Origin of the sequence: Flavobacterium notoginsengisoli, assembly GCF_042686225.1 — a bacterium.
GTDB classification, from domain to species: Bacteria; Bacteroidota; Bacteroidia; order Flavobacteriales; family Flavobacteriaceae; genus Flavobacterium; species Flavobacterium notoginsengisoli.
Map to the genome: position 1 here is coordinate 82,356 of NZ_JBHUOT010000006.1, position 17,788 is coordinate 100,143.

Annotated in this window: 17 protein-coding genes; 9 read left to right on the forward strand and 8 right to left on the reverse strand. The window is 33.8% G+C overall.

Features of this window, described 5'->3' with window-relative positions; all coding sequences use genetic code 11:
- Positions 1 to 16 precede the first annotated feature (16 nt).
- Positions 17 to 733 carry a hypothetical protein gene (locus ACFS3A_RS14625; RefSeq protein ID WP_379826322.1) on the reverse strand — a complete coding sequence of 239 codons (717 nt, stop codon included), beginning with the start codon at positions 731 to 733 and terminating at the stop codon, positions 17 to 19.
- 280 nt (positions 734 to 1,013) lie between these two features.
- Here ACFS3A_RS14625 and lysS point away from each other — a divergent pair, with 280 nt between their 5' ends.
- The 3 genes from lysS to ACFS3A_RS14640 all read left to right on the forward strand — a co-directional run bounded on the left by lysS (position 1,014) and on the right by ACFS3A_RS14640 (position 3,340).
- The gene (gene lysS, locus ACFS3A_RS14630) at positions 1,014 to 2,717 is read left to right on the forward strand and encodes a lysine--tRNA ligase (protein WP_379826323.1); all 1,704 of its coding nucleotides are present in this window, start codon (positions 1,014 to 1,016) and stop codon (positions 2,715 to 2,717) included.
- Between the two features lie 99 nt (positions 2,718 to 2,816).
- Positions 2,817 to 3,050: a hypothetical protein gene (locus tag ACFS3A_RS14635; RefSeq protein ID WP_379826324.1), complete on the forward strand. Its 234-nt coding sequence runs from the start codon at positions 2,817 to 2,819 to the stop codon at positions 3,048 to 3,050.
- Positions 3,035 to 3,340 (forward strand): type II toxin-antitoxin system RelE/ParE family toxin, encoded by a 306-nt coding sequence (locus ACFS3A_RS14640; protein WP_379826325.1) that lies wholly within the window; start codon positions 3,035 to 3,037, stop codon positions 3,338 to 3,340. The genes ACFS3A_RS14635 and ACFS3A_RS14640 overlap by 16 nt, the downstream gene beginning before the upstream one ends.
- 65 nt (positions 3,341 to 3,405) lie before the next feature.
- Here the strand turns inward: ACFS3A_RS14640 and ACFS3A_RS14645 are convergent, their stop codons facing one another.
- Positions 3,406 to 4,002, reverse strand: coding sequence for a hypothetical protein (locus ACFS3A_RS14645; protein ID WP_379826326.1), 597 nt, complete (start codon positions 4,000 to 4,002; stop codon positions 3,406 to 3,408).
- A gap of 74 nt (positions 4,003 to 4,076) precedes the next feature.
- Positions 4,077 to 5,078, reverse strand: coding sequence for a 2-hydroxyacid dehydrogenase (locus ACFS3A_RS14650; RefSeq protein WP_379826327.1), 1,002 nt, complete (start codon positions 5,076 to 5,078; stop codon positions 4,077 to 4,079).
- A gap of 192 nt (positions 5,079 to 5,270) precedes the next feature.
- On the opposite strand from ACFS3A_RS14650, the gene ACFS3A_RS14655 reads away from it, so the two are divergent.
- Entirely contained in the window at positions 5,271 to 5,711 is a 441-nt protein-coding gene (locus tag ACFS3A_RS14655; protein ID WP_379826328.1) for a hypothetical protein, read from the forward strand.
- A gap of 46 nt (positions 5,712 to 5,757) precedes the next feature.
- On the opposite strand, the gene ACFS3A_RS14660 is transcribed toward ACFS3A_RS14655, so the two are convergent.
- The 5 genes from ACFS3A_RS14660 to ACFS3A_RS14680 all read right to left on the reverse strand — a co-directional run bounded on the left by ACFS3A_RS14660 (position 5,758) and on the right by ACFS3A_RS14680 (position 11,950).
- Positions 5,758 to 8,232, reverse strand: a complete 2,475-nt coding sequence (locus ACFS3A_RS14660; protein ID WP_379826329.1) for a zinc-dependent metalloprotease — start codon at positions 8,230 to 8,232, stop codon at positions 5,758 to 5,760.
- A 162-nt stretch (positions 8,233 to 8,394) separates the two neighbouring features.
- Positions 8,395 to 9,681, reverse strand: coding sequence for a glutamate-1-semialdehyde 2,1-aminomutase (hemL, locus tag ACFS3A_RS14665; RefSeq protein ID WP_379826330.1), 1,287 nt, complete (start codon positions 9,679 to 9,681; stop codon positions 8,395 to 8,397).
- Positions 9,682 to 9,733: 52 nt separating this feature from the next.
- Positions 9,734 to 10,633: a glucosaminidase domain-containing protein gene (locus ACFS3A_RS14670; RefSeq protein WP_379826331.1), complete on the reverse strand. Its 900-nt coding sequence runs from the start codon at positions 10,631 to 10,633 to the stop codon at positions 9,734 to 9,736.
- Positions 10,626 to 11,534 carry a 1-aminocyclopropane-1-carboxylate deaminase/D-cysteine desulfhydrase gene (locus tag ACFS3A_RS14675; RefSeq protein WP_379826332.1) on the reverse strand — a complete coding sequence of 303 codons (909 nt, stop codon included), beginning with the start codon at positions 11,532 to 11,534 and terminating at the stop codon, positions 10,626 to 10,628. Before ACFS3A_RS14675 ends, ACFS3A_RS14670 begins: the two co-directional genes overlap by 8 nt.
- Before the next feature lie 74 nt (positions 11,535 to 11,608).
- Positions 11,609 to 11,950: a hypothetical protein gene (locus ACFS3A_RS14680; RefSeq protein ID WP_379826333.1), complete on the reverse strand. Its 342-nt coding sequence runs from the start codon at positions 11,948 to 11,950 to the stop codon at positions 11,609 to 11,611.
- Positions 11,951 to 12,065: 115 nt separating this feature from the next.
- Between ACFS3A_RS14680 and ACFS3A_RS14685 the strand changes: the two genes are divergently transcribed.
- The 5 genes from ACFS3A_RS14685 (at position 12,066) to ilvA (ending at position 17,769) form a co-directional block, all read left to right on the forward strand.
- On the forward strand, positions 12,066 to 12,248 hold the full coding sequence (locus ACFS3A_RS14685; protein ID WP_379826334.1) for a DUF5522 domain-containing protein: 183 nt from the start codon (positions 12,066 to 12,068) through the stop codon (positions 12,246 to 12,248).
- Between the two features lie 18 nt (positions 12,249 to 12,266).
- The gene (locus ACFS3A_RS14690) at positions 12,267 to 13,241 is read left to right on the forward strand and encodes a 2-hydroxyacid dehydrogenase (protein WP_379826335.1); all 975 of its coding nucleotides are present in this window, start codon (positions 12,267 to 12,269) and stop codon (positions 13,239 to 13,241) included.
- A 452-nt stretch (positions 13,242 to 13,693) separates the two neighbouring features.
- Positions 13,694 to 15,670, forward strand: a complete 1,977-nt coding sequence (locus tag ACFS3A_RS14695; RefSeq protein WP_379826336.1) for a urocanate hydratase — start codon at positions 13,694 to 13,696, stop codon at positions 15,668 to 15,670.
- A 35-nt stretch (positions 15,671 to 15,705) separates the two neighbouring features.
- Positions 15,706 to 16,245, forward strand: coding sequence for a DUF4136 domain-containing protein (locus ACFS3A_RS14700; RefSeq protein ID WP_379826337.1), 540 nt, complete (start codon positions 15,706 to 15,708; stop codon positions 16,243 to 16,245).
- Positions 16,246 to 16,524: 279 nt separating this feature from the next.
- On the forward strand, positions 16,525 to 17,769 hold the full coding sequence (ilvA, locus tag ACFS3A_RS14705; protein ID WP_379826338.1) for a threonine ammonia-lyase IlvA: 1,245 nt from the start codon (positions 16,525 to 16,527) through the stop codon (positions 17,767 to 17,769).
- Positions 17,770 to 17,788 lie beyond the last annotated feature (19 nt).

Here is a 17,788-nt window from a genome sequence, read left to right on the forward strand (position 1 = left end):
TAAAACTATTTAAAGATTATTCTAAAACTACTTCCAGATTTGTCATTTCCAGATTGCGTAGACAATCTGACAATTTAAATTCTAATGTTAACGATTTTTTATCTGAATTGATTATGGCTTTTGGATTTGAAACCGATTTTATCATTTTTGGAAAATGATATTTTAAAATATAAGATTGGGTCAGTTTATATTTAGAATATATTTTTTCTTCCTCTTCCATTTCCTTTTTTTCTTTCTCAAATTTTTCTTGATCCATTATTAGTAAACTTCTTCTAAAAATAACGCCATCAAAACTGTATTGTATTTTATAACTTTTTCTCCGTATCGGATAATTTTCTTTCAACGAATTTGCTAATCCGAGGCTTTCATAAACATTAGGTATTTCTTCTATTTTTTTGAAATCGACAGATACTCTATTGAAATTTTCCATTTGAATTGGATCTTCTTTTATATGCATTTTTACATTTGCATGTTCCCTAAACAAGTTCTGATCCGTCTTATTAAATCTTACAAAAGTTTCTTGATATTCTGTAATATAATCTTGAAAGCTAAAAATGGTGTCTCTAAATTTTTCAGAATCAAAATTTTGTATTCCCAATTGACTAATGCTATTTTCATCTCGAAGAATGTAAACATCGATATTCCCACTTCCATCAGAATTTATAGTAATAGTTTCTGTAATTTGACAGCTAGACATTAAAATTAGAAGTAATGCAATTAATAAGTATTTCATTCTTATGTAAAGGTTTTGATTTTTAAAGATGCTAAGATAGCTAGTTTTACAGTTAATTTTCTTACAACAAAAAATTCTACTGAAAACAAAAGTCTCTTATCTAGCCCCGATAGAAGCGGTATCCTTTTTCTTGCTCCTTTAGCAAGAAAAAGATACAAGCGGATAGCGGGACTAAAGGTGATTGAAACCCAATAATTTGATGCTTCAAAAAATCTAAAAACTGCATTCTAAAATCTACATTCTTTTCTTTATCTTTGCACACTTAAAAAAATAGCACAAAATGGCATTATCAGAACAAGAAATCATCAGAAGAGAAAAACTTCAAAATTTACGCAATCTGGGAATCAATCCTTATCCAGCTAATCTTTTTCCTGTAAATCATACTTCGAAGCAGATAAAGGAAACTTTTGAGGAAGGTAAGAAGGTTATCGTTGCGGGACGTTTGATGAGTGTTCGTGATCAGGGTAAAGCTTGTTTTGCTGAGTTACAGGACAGCGAAGGACGTATTCAATTGTACGTGAATCGTGATGTTTTATGTGAAGGTGACGATAAAACTTTATACAACCAGGTATTTAAAAAATTAACCGATTTAGGGGATTTTATTGGTATTGAAGGTGAATTGTTTACGACTCAGGTTGGTGCGCAATGCGTTCGTGTAACTGGTTTTACTTTCTTGAGTAAAACATTACGTCCGCTTCCCTTACCGAGAGTTGATACAGATGGAAATGTACACGATGCTTTTAAAGATGCTGAATTACGCTACAGAATGCGTTATGTAGATTTAACTGTTAATCCGCAGGTTAAAGAAACTTTTATCAAACGTACTAAGTTGTTTTCTGCAATGCGTGGTTATTTTAATGATGCAGGATACCTTGAAGTGGATACTCCGGTTTTACAATCCATTCCGGGTGGAGCTTCGGCAAGACCTTTTATTACGCACCATAACTCGCTTGATATTCCGCTTTACATGCGTATTGCGAATGAGTTGTATTTGAAAAGATTAATTGTTGGTGGATTTGAAGGTGTTTATGAGTTCTCCAGAAACTTCCGTAACGAAGGTATGGACAGAACGCATAATCCTGAATTTACTGCAATGGAAATATATGTAGCCTACAAAGACTACAACTGGATGATGGAATTTGCAGAAGGTTTATTAGAGCATTGTGCAATTGCAGTTAACGGAACTAGCGAAGTTACTTTTGGCGAGCACAAAATTAACTTTAAAGCGCCTTATGCACGTGTTACAATGACAGATTCTATCAAACATTTTACTGGTTTTGATATTTCTGGAAAAACAGAACAAGAATTGTTTGAAGCTGCTCGCGGAATGGGAATCGAGGTTGACGAAACAATGGGTAAAGGAAAATTGATTGATGAGATTTTTGGAGCAAAATGTGAAGGAAATTATATTCAGCCAACTTTTATTACTGATTATCCAAAAGAAATGTCGCCGCTTTGTAAAGAGCACCGTGACAATCCAGACTTAACTGAGCGTTTTGAATTAATGGTTTGCGGTAAAGAAATCGCAAATGCTTATTCTGAATTGAATGACCCAATTGATCAAAGAGAGCGTTTTGAGGATCAAATGCGTTTGGCGGCAAAAGGTGATGATGAAGCAAACGGAATTATTGACGAAGATTTCTTAAGAGCTCTTGAATACGGTATGCCTCCAACTTCCGGAATGGGAATTGGAATGGATCGTTTGATTATGTATTTAACGAACAATGCTTCTATTCAGGAAGTTTTATTGTTCCCGCAAATGCGTCCGGAGAAAAAACAAGCTCAGATTGAATTGACGGAAGAAGAAAAAGTTATCATTACTTTATTGAAAGGAAACGAAAATAAAATGGATTTATCTCAACTGAAAGTTTCTGCTAACTTAAGCGGTAAAAAATGGGATGCTTCTATGAAAAACTTATCTAAACACGGTTTGACTAAAGTTGTTGTTGACGGCGAGTTTAAATTTGTGGAATTGGCGGGGTAATTTTTGTCTTATTTTATTATAAATACAACCCGATAGGTTTACAGCTTATCGGGTTTTTGATTTTATTTACATAACTTTGATTAATTAAAATGCATTATTATGAGCACTTTAGAAATAAAATTAGAAATATTTGATAAACTAAAAAATATTGAAGATGTTAGTCTGTTGGAGAAAATCCGAAATCTTCTAAAAAATGCAGATCCTTCAGATGTTTATCAATTTGAACAATATGAATTGGATATGCTGAGAGAAAGTGAAGAAGATATAAAATATGGAAGAGTTATTTCTCAAGAAGATTTAGATAAGGAAGATCTAGAATGGCTGTCAGAATAATTTGGACTAATACTGCTGTTAATCAAAGAAGAAAAATATTAAATTATTGGAATAAAAGAAACAAATCAAAAACTTATTCAAGAAAATTAGTTTCGGAAATAGCGCAAAGAATTAAATTTTTAGTTGATAATCCTGAAATTTACGTTAAAACCTGTTTTCCAGACATCAGAACATCAACATTAGGACATTATACTATATTTTATAAATCAAATTCAAAAGAATTAATTGTTATAGCATTTTGGGATAATAGAAGAAATCCTAAAGTACTTTCTAAAATTCTAAAAAAGTAATCATATCAAACCCAACAGGTTTTAAAAACCTGTCGGGTTTCTTTTTTTTTATCCTAAATCACAATTTAAAAAGAATTCTTTTCCATTTTCTTGCCTTGGATATCCAAAACCTTCGTGCTTTCTTTTGGAACATTTCCTTTTACAACTTCCTGAACGGATGGGTTTGAAGGATATTTTCCGCCTTTCATTTTTAAAAGATGGAATTTTCCTCCGCTTTCAAAGATTAAATCGTAAAATTTTTCAGTTGATGAAGTTGTTACTAGAATTGGAAAATCGGTTACTGTAAACTTGTTGATTACACTTCCGTCGTTATTTAAAATATAACCCGAACAGCCTCCGCTTCCGCAGAAATACGAGTTAGAGAAACCAACAAAATATTCGTTTTTCTTGTCGTTATTTAAATCAAATTCTTCGTAATAAAAGTAACGATCGCCTTTTGTTAAGGCTCGAAGATCCTTTTTTAGTAAAACATTTAATTGTTTCCTAATTAACTCCACTGCATTATCATCGCGCGGTGGCGCATCGCTTAAATCTGCTGTTCCTCCAATTGTTTTAGATAAGGTATCCTGAACAATCGTTTTGACAATATTTTTTGATTCCTTTTTATCTTGACAAGAATATAATGCCAAGATTCCGACTAGAATTAGAATTTTATTTTTCATAATTCAATGTTTTAAATTAAATTTTCTAAACCCGACAGGTTTTAAAAACCTGTCGGGCTTAACTACAGTACTTTTTATACTAATAAAGCGGCTTTATTTTCAATATCGTTCTTAGTCAATAATGACTTTATATTATTAAAAGTCACTAAGGCAATTTGTGTCAAAGCTTCATTTGTAAAAAACGCCTGATGTGCGGTTACCAAAACATTCGGGAAACTCATTAAACGCTGGATCGCATCATCCTGAATGATATCTGCCGATAAATCTCTAAAGAACAGTTTTTCTTCCTGTTCGTAAACATCAATTCCTAAATAACCGATTTTTCCTTCTTTCAAGCCTTCAATAACTGATGAAGTTTCGATTAATCCGCCACGGCTTGTATTAATAATCATAACGCTTTCCTTCATAAAAGAAAGCGAAGTTTTATTGATTATATGTTTCGTCTGATCGTTCAGCGGACAATGCAGTGAAATTATATCACTTGATTTAAAAATCTCTTCTAAACCAACAAAAGAAACGCCATCCTTTTTCATTTCTTCGCTTTCCATAATATCATAAGCCAGGACTTTACAACCAAAACCTAAAGCTATTTTAGAAAATGCTTTTCCGATATTTCCCGTTCCAATAATTCCGATTGTTTTTCCGAATAAGTCAAAACCTAATAATCCGTTTAAGGAAAAATTTTGCTCACGAACTCTGTTATACGCTTTATGGGTTTTTCTATTTAAAGTCAAAATCATCGCCATTGCATGTTCTGCAACTGCTTGTGGCGAATAAGCCGGAACACGACACACTTTTATATTGTATTTTTTAGCCGCTTCTAAATCGACATTATTAAATCCTGCGCAACGTAAGGCTATAATTTTTACTTTCTTTTCTGCTAATTGTTTAATTACAGTTTCATTCACAATATCATTTACAAAAACACATGTAATCTCTGCATTCTCAATTAAGATTACTGTCTGAGGATTCAGCTGTGTTTCGAAGAAATCCAATTCAAAACCAAAGTCCGCATTGTATTTATTAAAGAATGTTTTATCGTAAGGCTGTGTCGAAAAGAAGGCTATTTTATTCATGAATGCTCAGATTAAATTCTCAGTTTTAAACTTGTTAATACCTTAAAAATAAGAAAATATCTTCAATTCACAGAAAACAAACTAATTAATCTGCTACTTTTCAATCTGTTAAATAAATTATAAATCTAAATATCTCTTTAAACCTATTGAATTTGATAAAGTCTAATCATAAACAATAAAAAAAACTTAGATATGAAAAAATTATTTATCGCAGCTATGCTATTTGTTGGAATAGCTAGTTTTGCACAAGACGCAGACCAAAATCCATCTCGCGAACCAAGAGAAAGAATGACTCCTGAACAGCGTAATGAAAAGCAACTTCAAAAGCTGACTACAGAACTAAATTTAGATGCCAGTCAACAAGCGCAGGTTAAACAACTTTTAGCAGACAGAAGTGCTAAAGCTGAAAAATTCAGAGAAGCCAGAAAAGAAAAAAAAGACAGCAACACTAAGCCAACTGCTGAAGAAAAAGCCGCTTTCAAAAAACAAATGGAAGATGAAGTTGCTGCAAATGATGCTAAAATGAAATCGATCTTAAAAGCCGACCAATACACAAAATGGAAAACTTTACAAGAACAGAAAAAAGACAAAATGAAGGATAAAATGAAAGAGCGCAGAGAAGATAAAATCTAATTTTTCGCATAAAAAAAGAGGCTAAAAAGCCTCTTTTTTGTTTTTATTACTTTATCGGATTCAATATCAAATCTATTCTTTTCATACAATCTTCATAATGATATTTGGTTTCTGTATTTACCGCTGTAGCTTTTGCTGCAACAAGCGATTTTCTCAATGTACTTAATTCTCCGCGTACCAAAGCCCTTAAATCAGATTGTCCGGTATTATAATAAACAAATGATTTGTCATTCGGTTTAATTTCTTCTGTCATTAAATAGCCCATTCTGTCAATATAGGCACGTTGTAAATTTCTTCTGTAAACTGTTACATTAGCACCCGCAGCTGATTCTTTCCAGATTCCTTTTCTAATATCTTTGAAAAAATCTAAAGCTTTGTAATTATCTCCGCTCAAAATTTCATTATCCATCAATCTTCCTACTCTTCCTAAAGTCATTAAATTATTCAGTTGACGTACTTGAAGGTTTCTAAACTTTTCTGTATAACCGGCAAATTCGGTATTCTGCAAAGTTTTGGTATTGACAATCCAGGTTGGAGATTCAAAAGCATTTTTCTGAAGCCAGTTCATTGCTTCAATTTGTTTCGCTTTTGGAACCACTTCATAGACACTTCCTTTCTGATTTGGTTTTTTGGTATTTTCATAAATCCCTCCAACATTTGTTACTACATGTCCAACATAACGGCTCCAGCAATCTAATAACTCTTTGTATAATTCATCTAAATCCTCATAATTGTTGGTCGTTGTACTCGTCCATTCACTCAAATGATTTGCAACATATTCTAAATTTTTAAGTCCATAAGAACTTGCTTTCATCGAATTATTTCCAATGTCTTCTGTTTGAGAACTTGGATCAAAAGCACTACCTTGTTTTCCAAATTTATAAATTGGATTTCCTGCTTTTTCCAAAATCCATTTATCTAAAGTCGGAACTTCTGCTTCGGGTGATTTTGCTGTCGGAATTACTCTGTATCCCCAATTTAAAGCATAATGGTCGTAAGCTCCCATTTTACGAATAAAGCGGATATTTTTATCTTCCGGTTGTGCAATATAGTTGAAACGGGCATAATCCATTATACTGGCAGAGATTCCGTTTTGCTGTGTAAAATCTCCGTTTCTATAACTTTCAACATCATAAGCGCAGCTCGCTCCCATATTATGTGGAAAACCTAAAGCATGTCCTACTTCATGAGCAATTACCATTCGCATCATTTCTCCCATTTCTTCATCGCTTGTCTGCAATGTTCTCGCTGACGGATTTGCTGCTCCGGTTTCTAATAAATATCTGTTTCTGTAAGATCGTAAATGATTGTGATACCAAATTACATCACTTTCTATAATTTCTCCTGTTCTTGGATCTGAAACACTTGGACCAACGGCATTTCGGGTCGTACTTGCTACATAGCGAATAACTGAATAACGAACATCTTCGGGACTGAAATCAGGATCTTCTTCTTTTGTTGGCGCATCTTTCGCAATAATAGCATTTTTAAATCCTGCTGTTTCAAAAGGTTTCTGCCATTCTTCAATTCCTTGTTTAATATATTTTTTTAGTTTTTCAGGAGTTGCCGGATCCAGATAATAAACAATTGGTTTTATTGGTTCCACCAATTCTCCCCTATTATAAGCTTCTGGATCTTTTGGTTCTAATCTCCAGCGCGTAATATATGTTTTCAAGTCAGATTTTAATTCGTTGCTTCCATAATCATATTGACTCACCGTGAACCATCCTACTCTTGGATCTGCTAATCTTGGTTTCATTGGAACTTCAGGAAGTAAAATCATCGACTGATTCATTTGTATACTAATCGATTCTGATTCTTCTAACATGGAAGGTTTTGAAGCATTATAGGTCATATCCTGAATTACTTCGATATTAAGCGGAAAACTTTTCATTGCAGTAATAAAACTTCTTGAATCATCTAATCCTCTTACTTTATAAGTTTCACGCATTTCTGCAGAAATACCACTGATTGCTTTTACATCTGTACTGTAAAATTTAGTGACATCAATAACCGTATTTGCCGAATCTTTACTGAAAGCCACAATATCAAAAGCATATAAAGTCGGTTCATAATTATTGGCCTTAACCGAAATACTAATTGGCAAAGTATCGTTAGCAACCGAATTATACGATTTTGATTTGATTAAGATTTTATCCTGAAAACGCTGCCAGACAATTAATTGTTCGTTGGTTTCAGAACCAGCATTTACATAACCTCCTCCCAAATTTGATGGAAGTTTTGCCAGTCTGCTTACCAAAAGCATGTCTTTGTTTAAATATTTATTCGGAATTTCGAAATAATATTTTTTATCGACTTTATGAACTGTAAAAAGCCCTTCGTCTGAAATAGCTTCTTTGGTAATTACTTTATTGTAGTCCTTAATAGAAGATTCTGGTTTCTTTTCCTGAGGAGGAGCCGGAATTTCTTTTTGATCTTTTTTCTTCTTACTCTGGGCAAATGATTTGAAAGGAAATAGCGAGAAAGTTGCTATTACAGATAAAATGAAAAATTTCTTCATTTAATGTTGGTTTAGTTAGTTATTTGACAAACAAAAATAAATTTTACTTACAATCACACAACAAAGCTTACTTGTATTAACTTTTTATTAACTAAAAAAATCAGACATAAAAAAGGCTCACTTTTAGTAAAAAATGAGCCTTTTCAGATTTTTTTCTATGAATTAAAATGCCTTCGAAACTTTATCAATTGCATTAATTGTAAAATCTAAATCTTCATACGTTAATGCATCTGTAATAAACCATGTTTCGTATGCAGATGGTGCGATATAAACACCTTCCTGCAATAATCCGTGGAAGAATTTCTTGAACTTTTCATTATCTCCTTTTGCAGCTGTTTGAAAATCTGTTACCGGATCTGCATCAAAATGAACAGAAATCATCGAGCCTACTCTATTGATTGTGAAAGTAACATTATTCGCTTTTAATACCCTGTCAATTCCTGCTTCTAAATAAGCTGTTTTTTCTTCCAGACGAGTAAAAATTTCACGGTCACTATCTAAGGCTTTTAACATTGCCAATCCCGCAGCCATTGCTAACGGATTTCCAGATAATGTTCCTGCCTGATAAACTGGTCCAAGAGGGGCTAAATAATTCATGATTTCTTCGCGTGCAGCAAAAGCTCCAACTGGCAATCCTCCACCGATAACTTTTCCGAAAGTCACGATATCGGCATCGATTCCATATAATTCCTGAACTCCTCCACGTGCTAAACGGAAACCTGTCATAACCTCATCAAAAATCAATAAGATTCCGTTCGCACTACACAGTTCTCTTAAGCCTTCTAAGAAACCTTTTTGAGGCGGAATACACCCCATATTTCCAGCAACTGCTTCGATAATAATCGCTGCAATTTCTCCTTTATTCGCTTCAACCAATGTTTTTACATTTTCTAAATCATTGTATTTTGCTAATAAAGTATCTTTTGCAGTTCCTGCTGTAACACCTGGACTATTTGGCGAACCAAAAGTTACAGCTCCACTTCCGGCCTGAATCAAAAATGAATCAGAATGTCCGTGGTAACAACCTGCAAATTTGATGATTTTATCTCTTTTTGTAAATCCTCTTGCCAAACGAATAGCGCTCATACAAGCTTCTGTACCTGAATTTACAAAACGTATTTTGTCAATATTAGGAACCATTGAAACAGCCAAAGCTGCGATTTCTGTTTCCAGTTCTGTTGGCATTCCAAATGAAGTTCCTAGTTTTGCTTTTTCAATAACAGCATCAACAACTGGCTGATAAGCATGACCTAAAACCATTGGTCCCCAGGAATTGATGTAATCTATTAATTTATTTCCGTCTTCATCATATAAATAAGCACCTTTGGCACTTTTTACAAAAATCGGAGTTCCGCCAACTGCTTTAAACGCTCTTACTGGTGAATTTACTCCTCCCGGAATTACTTTTTCTGCTTCAGCAAAAAGCTGACTACTTCTTTTGTATAACATTTTTTATTTTAGATTTCTTGATAATTGATAATTGTCAATTATCAATTGATAATTATTTCACTTTCAACCTTTGTCCAATAGAAATCGCATTATCCGTCAGATTATTTTTTCTCTTTAAATCTTCAACCAATAAATTGAATTTTTTTGAAATAGAATATAAAGTATCCCCTTTTTGAACTTCATACAAATTCGGATCGTATTGATTCATATTGATCTTTGGATCAGAAGCAACATCATAAGATGATTTTTTTGGTGGAGTCGAAGTATTTATCGGTACATAGTTTCTTCCTGTAACCTGACAATCATATTGATGCAGATTATATCTTTCAATATAGCTGATCAATTTATCCGGATATTTCGGATCTGTTGCGTAACCTGCTGCTCTTAAACCTTTTGCCCAGGCTTTATAATCGTCTTTTTCGTAAGTGAATAAGGTAGCATACCGTTTTTTTCCAACCAAAAATAAAGCGTGATCTCTATACGATTCTGATGCCTGAGGATATTTCCTAAAACATTCCTGAGCCGAGTCATCATCATGGCGAACACTTTCACCCAGCCAATCATTATGACATTTTATTCCAAAATGGTTATTAGCATCTACAGCTAAATCTCCTCTTCCTGCACCGGATTCCAAAATTCCCTGTGCCAAAATAATACTCGCCGGAATTCCATATGTTTTCATGTTTCCCATTGCAATGTCTTTGTATTGCAAAACATAATTATTAATCAAATCGCTGGTTACAACTGTTTTTGAAGTAGACTGAATAACCTCAGTTGTATTATTTGTAGAAGGGTAATTTTTACCTATTGGTTTAACGGGAGTAGTTCTCTTTGCTGCTGCTGTTCGGGTTTGAACTGCTGCCGCTTTTTTAGTCGTCGCGATGGCAGGTTTACTGGATGAGCAACTTGCTAAAGCTAATATTACGAGAAGTAATACAATTTTTTTAATCATTGGTTTTGAGTATTGGTAATTTCTTCTGCTTCAACTTTATATTCATTCCCTCAATTCCCTGCAATCCGCCAGTGTGAATGAGTAAAATTTTTGAATGAGCAGGAAAATAATTTTTGCTGATTAAATCTATAACGCCAAAAACCATCTTTCCTGTATAAATTGGATCTAATGGCACTTTTGTTTCTTCAAAAAATGAATTAATAAATTCGATTAATTCCAAATTTATCTTGCCATAACCTCCAAAATGATAGTCAGAAATTAAATTCCAGTTATCTTTTTTGGCAAAAATACGAATTTCATCGGTTAAAAAGTCACCTTTTAACGCCGGAAAACCTAAAATCTTCTGATTTGGCAATGCACTATTAATTAATCCTGAAATGGTTCCGCCGGTTCCAACCGCGCAGCAAACATAATTAAAAGCTGGATCTTCATCGGTTAAAATCTCTTCGCAACCTCTTATCGCGAGTTCGTTTGTACCGCCTTCTGGAACCAAATAAAAATCTCCAAACTTATTTTTGAGATTTTCTATAAAAGATGCTTCCCCTTTTAGTCGATACTCTTCTCTTGAAACAAATTCAAATTGCATTCCGTTTTCCTGAGCAAATTTCAAAGTAGGGTTTTCTTCAATTTTATCTAAAAGTTCGTCTCCGCGAATGATCCCAATTGTCTTAAATCCATTCTCTTTTCCAGCATAAGCAACAGCAGCAATATGATTGGAAAATGCACCGCCAAAAGTCAGTAAAGTGTTTTTATTTTCGGCTTTTGCCTGAAGTAAATTGTATTTAAGTTTTCTGAATTTATTTCCTGAAACAAAAGGATGAATTAAATCTTCACGCTTTATAGTTATAGAAATAGCATTTGGAAACTGAATATTTATGTTTTGATTGAAAACTGGATTCATTTTTTAAAGTTGAAAGTCAAAAGTCGAAAGTCAAAAGTGACAATTCATATTTTACTATTTTTAAAGTTTAAAGACTAACGTTTATTGCTCTTTATGTAATATAGAAACTGGAAAAAAGATCTGTTTTTCAGATAATTCAGGTCAGCTTCTTTTGTGTAAGCTTCTCTTTCAAAACTAATGTTTCGATACGCCAATGCGCCGTTTTTATATTGAATCAAACGAATTAGATATTCTAAAAAATACCAAACAAAAAACGGAATCACTAAAAGCTCTAATTGCTGTCTTAAATGGATTTTTTCATGATTGACAAAAACTCTATTGGCTTTATCAAAATCATATTTTACCAAAACAAACGGAAATACAGCCATTCCTCGATATCCTTTCGGAATTAAATATTTGGCAACAATCAGAAACATTGGCTGTAAAATTTATAAATTTGTAGCTATAAAATTGTTCAATTTCGATAAAAACACAATCAATTATTTATATTTTTGATTTTAAAGTTTATCAAATAGAACGCGAAACAGATTTATGAAAGAGCAAAGTAATGAAAATAAATTAATCGAAGGAGAAGATTTTTACTTTACACCCGAAGGTTATAAATGCTTTACTGAAAAACATCATTTAAAAAGAGGCTATTGCTGCAAAAGTGGCTGCCGACATTGTCCTTATGGATATGATAAAAAAACAGGAAGAATAAATAAATCTTCATAAAAACCAGAATACCACAAAATGAACGTTTTTATCAATAAAAATATACCGGAAGCAGGTCTTTTACTACTTAAAGAAAAGGGACTTAATTTGACCATAAATCCAACAGAAAATATATTATCAAGGAAGGAATTTATAGCAATCTGCCAGAAAAATGATGTTCTTTTAAATGTTGGAACGAATAATTTAGACGAAGATTTTTTTCAGCAATGTCCCAATTTAAAAGGTATCGCTTTATTTTCTGTCGGGTTTGATTCTGTTCATATTCCATCGGCAAACAGCAGAAAAATTCCTGTTGGAAATACGCCTGATGTTTTAAGCAGAGCAACTTCCGATGTTGCTTTTTTATTGATGCAAAGCGTTGCCAGAAAATCATTTTTCAATCATAAAAGAATTTTAAATAACGATTGGGGAAGTTTTGATCCGTTGGCCAATTTAGGACAGGAACTTTATGGCAAAACTTTAGGAATATTCGGTTTAGGAAGAATTGGTTTTGAAATGGCGCAAAAGTGTAAAGCTGCTTTCGGAATGAATATTATTTACCACAATCGCTCTCGTAAAGAAGATACAGAAAAAGAATTGGATGCAAAATTCGTAGATTTTGAAACGCTACTTGCTGAAAGTGACGTTTTAAGTGTTCATGCTAATTACACGGCAGAAAATAACGAACTCTTCAATAAAAACACTTTTGCTAAAATGAAATCGAATTCGATTTTCATCAACACAGCACGAGGAAAATTTCATAATGAAACTGACTTATTTGAAGCTTTAACAAATAATATAATTTGGGGCGCGGGACTTGATGTTACCAATCCGGAACCAATGAAACAAGATAATCCGTTATTGTCACTTCCAAATTGCTGCGTTTTACCGCATATCGGTTCAGCAACATACGAAGCCAGAAACGGAATGGCCGTTTGTGCAGCACAAAATGTAATTGCTGTTATTGAAGGTAAAAAAATGCCGTTTTGTGTTAATGAAGAGGTTTATATTTAATTAGAAAATAGAGATAATTAGTCAATTAGATAATTCTAAAAATCTAAAATCAACAATCTTTAATCTAAAATATCATATATGGATGTTCGCTCAAGGAAGTTTAAGATTACGATTTACAAATCGTATCACAGGTCGGATATCCGTTATCCTTAGTTTTTTTTTAGAAAATGTGGTTCTAAATAAATTCCAAATTCCAATAACATCGACTAATGTTTCACTCCGCTGGAGCTTTTGTGTCGGGTAATTATTGTTTTCTATAAATATTACGCCTTTTCAAGGCTTTAGATTTGGGATTTTTATATTAAAGCTCCTTGAGGAGCGAAATATTTATAGAAATAATTCAACCGTTTACCACATTTAAGCTCCAGCGGAGCGACATAATTAAAAAAGCAAAAAATTAATCTGTTGTTAATCTAACTAAAATATCTTAGCAACTTAGCATCTCTAAAAAAATGACCTTTCAAGAACAAATACAACAAGGAATTCCAAATATATTACCTCAAAAAAAGGATTACGATCCAGCGATCAACCACGCTCCGAAACGAAAAGAAATACTTTCGGCAGAAGAGAAAAAGCTGGCTCTTAAAAATGCCTTACGTTATTTTGATTCAAAACATCATGCCGAATTAATTCCTGAATTTTCAGAAGAATTAGAAACATACGGACGTATTTATATGTATCGTCTTCGTCCGGATTATAGAATGTACGCAAGACCAATTGATGAATATCCGGGAAAATCACTGCAGGCAAAAGCAATCATGCACATGATTCAAAACAATCTGGATTATGCTGTGGCACAACATCCTCATGAATTGATTACTTATGGAGGAAACGGAGCGGTTTTTCAGAACTGGGCACAATATCTATTGACTATGCAATATTTGTCTGAAATGACAGATGAGCAGACTTTAACCATGTATTCAGGTCATCCAATGGGATTATTCCCTTCACATAAAGAAGCACCTAGAGTTGTAGTAACAAACGGAATGGTAATCCCGAATTATTCTAAACCTGATGATTGGGAAAAAATGAACGCTTTAGGAGTTTCGCAATACGGACAAATGACAGCGGGAAGTTATATGTATATTGGCCCGCAGGGAATTGTACATGGAACAACCATTACAGTTTTAAACGGTTTTAGAAAAATAAAACAAAACCCTGAAGGAAGCTTATTCGTAACTTCCGGACTTGGAGGAATGTCCGGCGCTCAACCAAAAGCAGGAAACATTGCAGGATGTATTACAGTCTGTGCTGAGGTAAATCCGAAAATCACTAAAATTCGTCACGAGCAAGGCTGGATTAATGAAGTGGTAACTTCGACTGATGAATTGGTTGCCAGAGTAGCTTTGGCGAAAGCCAATAAAGAAACGGTTTCCATAGCCTATTTAGGAAATGTTGTCGATGTATGGGAACGTTTTGATCAGGAAAATATTAAAATTGATTTAGGTTCAGATCAGACATCCCTTCATAATCCTTGGGCTGGCGGTTATTATCCGGTTGGAATTTCGTTTGAAGAAGCAAACGATTTGATGGCAAATAATCCGGAATTATTCAAAGAAAAAGTTCAGGAAACATTACGCCGTCATGCGGCTGCAATTAATAAACATACTGCCAAAGGAACTTACTTTTTTGATTACGGAAATGCCTTTTTATTAGAAGCTTCTCGTGCAGGTGCTGATGTAATGGCAGCAAATAATATCGATTTCAAATATCCAAGTTATGTTCAGGATATTATGGGGCCAATGTGCTTCGATTATGGATTTGGTCCTTTCAGATGGGTCTGTACTTCCGGAAAGCCTGAAGACTTATTAAAAACAGATGCCATTGCCAGCGAAGTTCTAGAAAAAATGGCTGAAACTGCTCCAAATGAAATTCAGCAGCAAATGCAGGATAACATCAAATGGATTAAAGGCGCGCAGGAAAACAAACTAGTCGTAGGTTCACAAGCCCGAATTTTGTATGCCGATGCCGAAGGTAGAATTAAAATTGCTGAAGCATTTAATCAGGCGATTGCAAAAGGAGAAATCGGCGCAGTAGTTTTGGGACGTGACCATCATGACGTTTCCGGAACCGATTCACCATACAGAGAAACATCAAACATCTATGATGGCTCTCGTTTTACAGCAGATATGGCCATTCATAACGTAATTGGAGACAGCTTTAGAGGAGCAACCTGGGTTTCTATTCACAATGGTGGTGGCGTTGGCTGGGGAGAGGTTATTAACGGTGGATTTGGTATGGTTCTTGATGGTTCTACAGAGGCTTCAAAACGCTTAGCTTCAATGCTTTTCTGGGATGTTAACAACGGAATTTCAAGAAGAAGCTGGGCAAGAAACGAAGGTGCTGTTTTTGCCATAAAAAGAGCAATGGAAGTGGAGCCATTACTTAAAGTAACTTTACCTAATTTTGTAGATGAAAGTTTACTTTAAAAAATTAACAAAGAGAACATTAAATTTCCAATAATATGAAAACATTCAAATTAGTTCCGATTTTTCTGCTGTTGATTCTTAGTTCATGCAGCAGTGTTACAGTATATTCTGATTACGACAAAACTGTCGATTTCGCGCCTTATAAGACTTATGCTTTCTTTAAGCCAGGAATTGATAAAGTAGAGATTTCTGATTTGGATAAAAGACGTATTCTTAAAGCAATCGATGCCGAAATGCAAGCCAAAGGTCTTACGAAAAGCGAAAACCCTGATTTATTAGTTAACATTTTTACCAAATCAAGAGAACAGGTAAATGTAAATCAGTTTAGTGCTGGCTGGGGTTACGGCTGGGGTTGGGGCTGGAATCCATGGATGATGTATGGAGGAAACCAGACTACTGTTTCTACTTCTACAGAAGGCACTTTATACATTGATTTGATTGATGCTAAAAAGAAAGAAATGATATGGCAAGGTGAAGGTCAGGGAACTTTGACCAGAAACATTGATAAAAAAGATCAGAAAATAGGTGAGTTTGTAAATAAAATTTTAGCTCAATATCCGCCTGTAAAAAAATAATTATTTACTTTTGCTGTTCAATCAGCTAAAAAAATGAAAAACTTTAACAACATTATTATCGCTATTATTAGCATTATTGCAATTCAGCAGTAATGGCGAGGTGTTATATAAGTTTGTAAAATATAATTTATAAGAACCTCCCACATTGGGAGGTTTTTTATTTTTAAAAAGATTTTAAATAGCCACAAATTACACAAATTAGCACGAATTACTTTTGTGCCACTTCTAAATAAAAATTAGCGGAAATTCGTGTAATTCGTGGCAAAAAACAAAACAATCATGAGTTTATTTAACGAAGTACTTAATGCAAAAAAGCAGCTTGAAGATGTAGTTGCGGCAACACCTTTAACCCAAAATTTGAATCTTTCAGACGAATTTAAATCGACTATTTTATTAAAGAGAGAAGATTTACAGATTGTTCGTTCGTATAAAATCAGAGGTGCTTACAATAAGATTTCTTCGTTAAACGAAAAAGAAAAAGCAAACGGGATTGTCTGTGCCAGTGCGGGAAATCATGCTCAGGGAGTTGCTTATTCCTGTAATCTTTTAAATATTCAGGGCAAAATCTACATGCCTAAAACTACTCCAAAACAAAAAGTAAAACAAGTACAGTTGTTCGGAAAAAAGTTTGTTGAAATTGTTTTAACCGGAGATACTTTTGATGACGCTTATGCTTCGGCAACCGCAGACGCGATCAAAAACCACAAAACTTTTATTCATCCTTTTGATGATGAAAAAGTAATTGCCGGACAAGGAACTGTTGGATTAGAAATACTGGAAAGCTGTAAAGAACCAATCGATTATGTTTTTGTTCCAATTGGTGGCGGCGGACTCGCTTCTGGTTTGTCTGAAGTTTTCAGACATTTAAGTCCGAATACTAAAATCATTGGTGTAGAACCAAAAGGTGCTCCTTCGATGAAAACTTCAATCGAAGAAAATAAAAATACGGTTTTAAAAACGATTGATAAATTTGTGGACGGCGCGGCTGTAAAACAAGTCGGTGATAAAACTTTTGAAATCTGTCGCTATAATCTCGAAGACATTATACTGGTTCCCGAGGGAAAAGTTTGTACCACAATTTTACGTTTATACAACGAAGAAGCTATGGTTGTAGAACCAGCAGGAGCTTTAACGATTGCTGCTTTGGATTTTTACAAAGATAAAATTAAAGGTAAAAATGTAGTTTGCATTGTCAGCGGAAGTAATAATGATATAGAAAGAACTGCCGAAATTAAAGAGCGTTCTTTATTGTATGAGGGTTTAATGCACTATTTTATGATTCAGTTTCCACAGCGTCCCGGAGCTTTAAAAGAGTTTGTAAATAATATTTTAGGTCCGGATGATGATATCACCTATTTTCAGTTTGCCAAGAAAAACAGCCGCGAAAAAGGTTCTGTTGTTGTTGGTTTAGAATTGAAAAACAAAAAAGATATTATGCCAATTAAATTAAAAATGACACAAAACGGTTTTGAATTTCAATATTTGAATGATAATCAGGATTTGTTTACGCAATTGATTGGATAATCATTTTCAAAATGATATT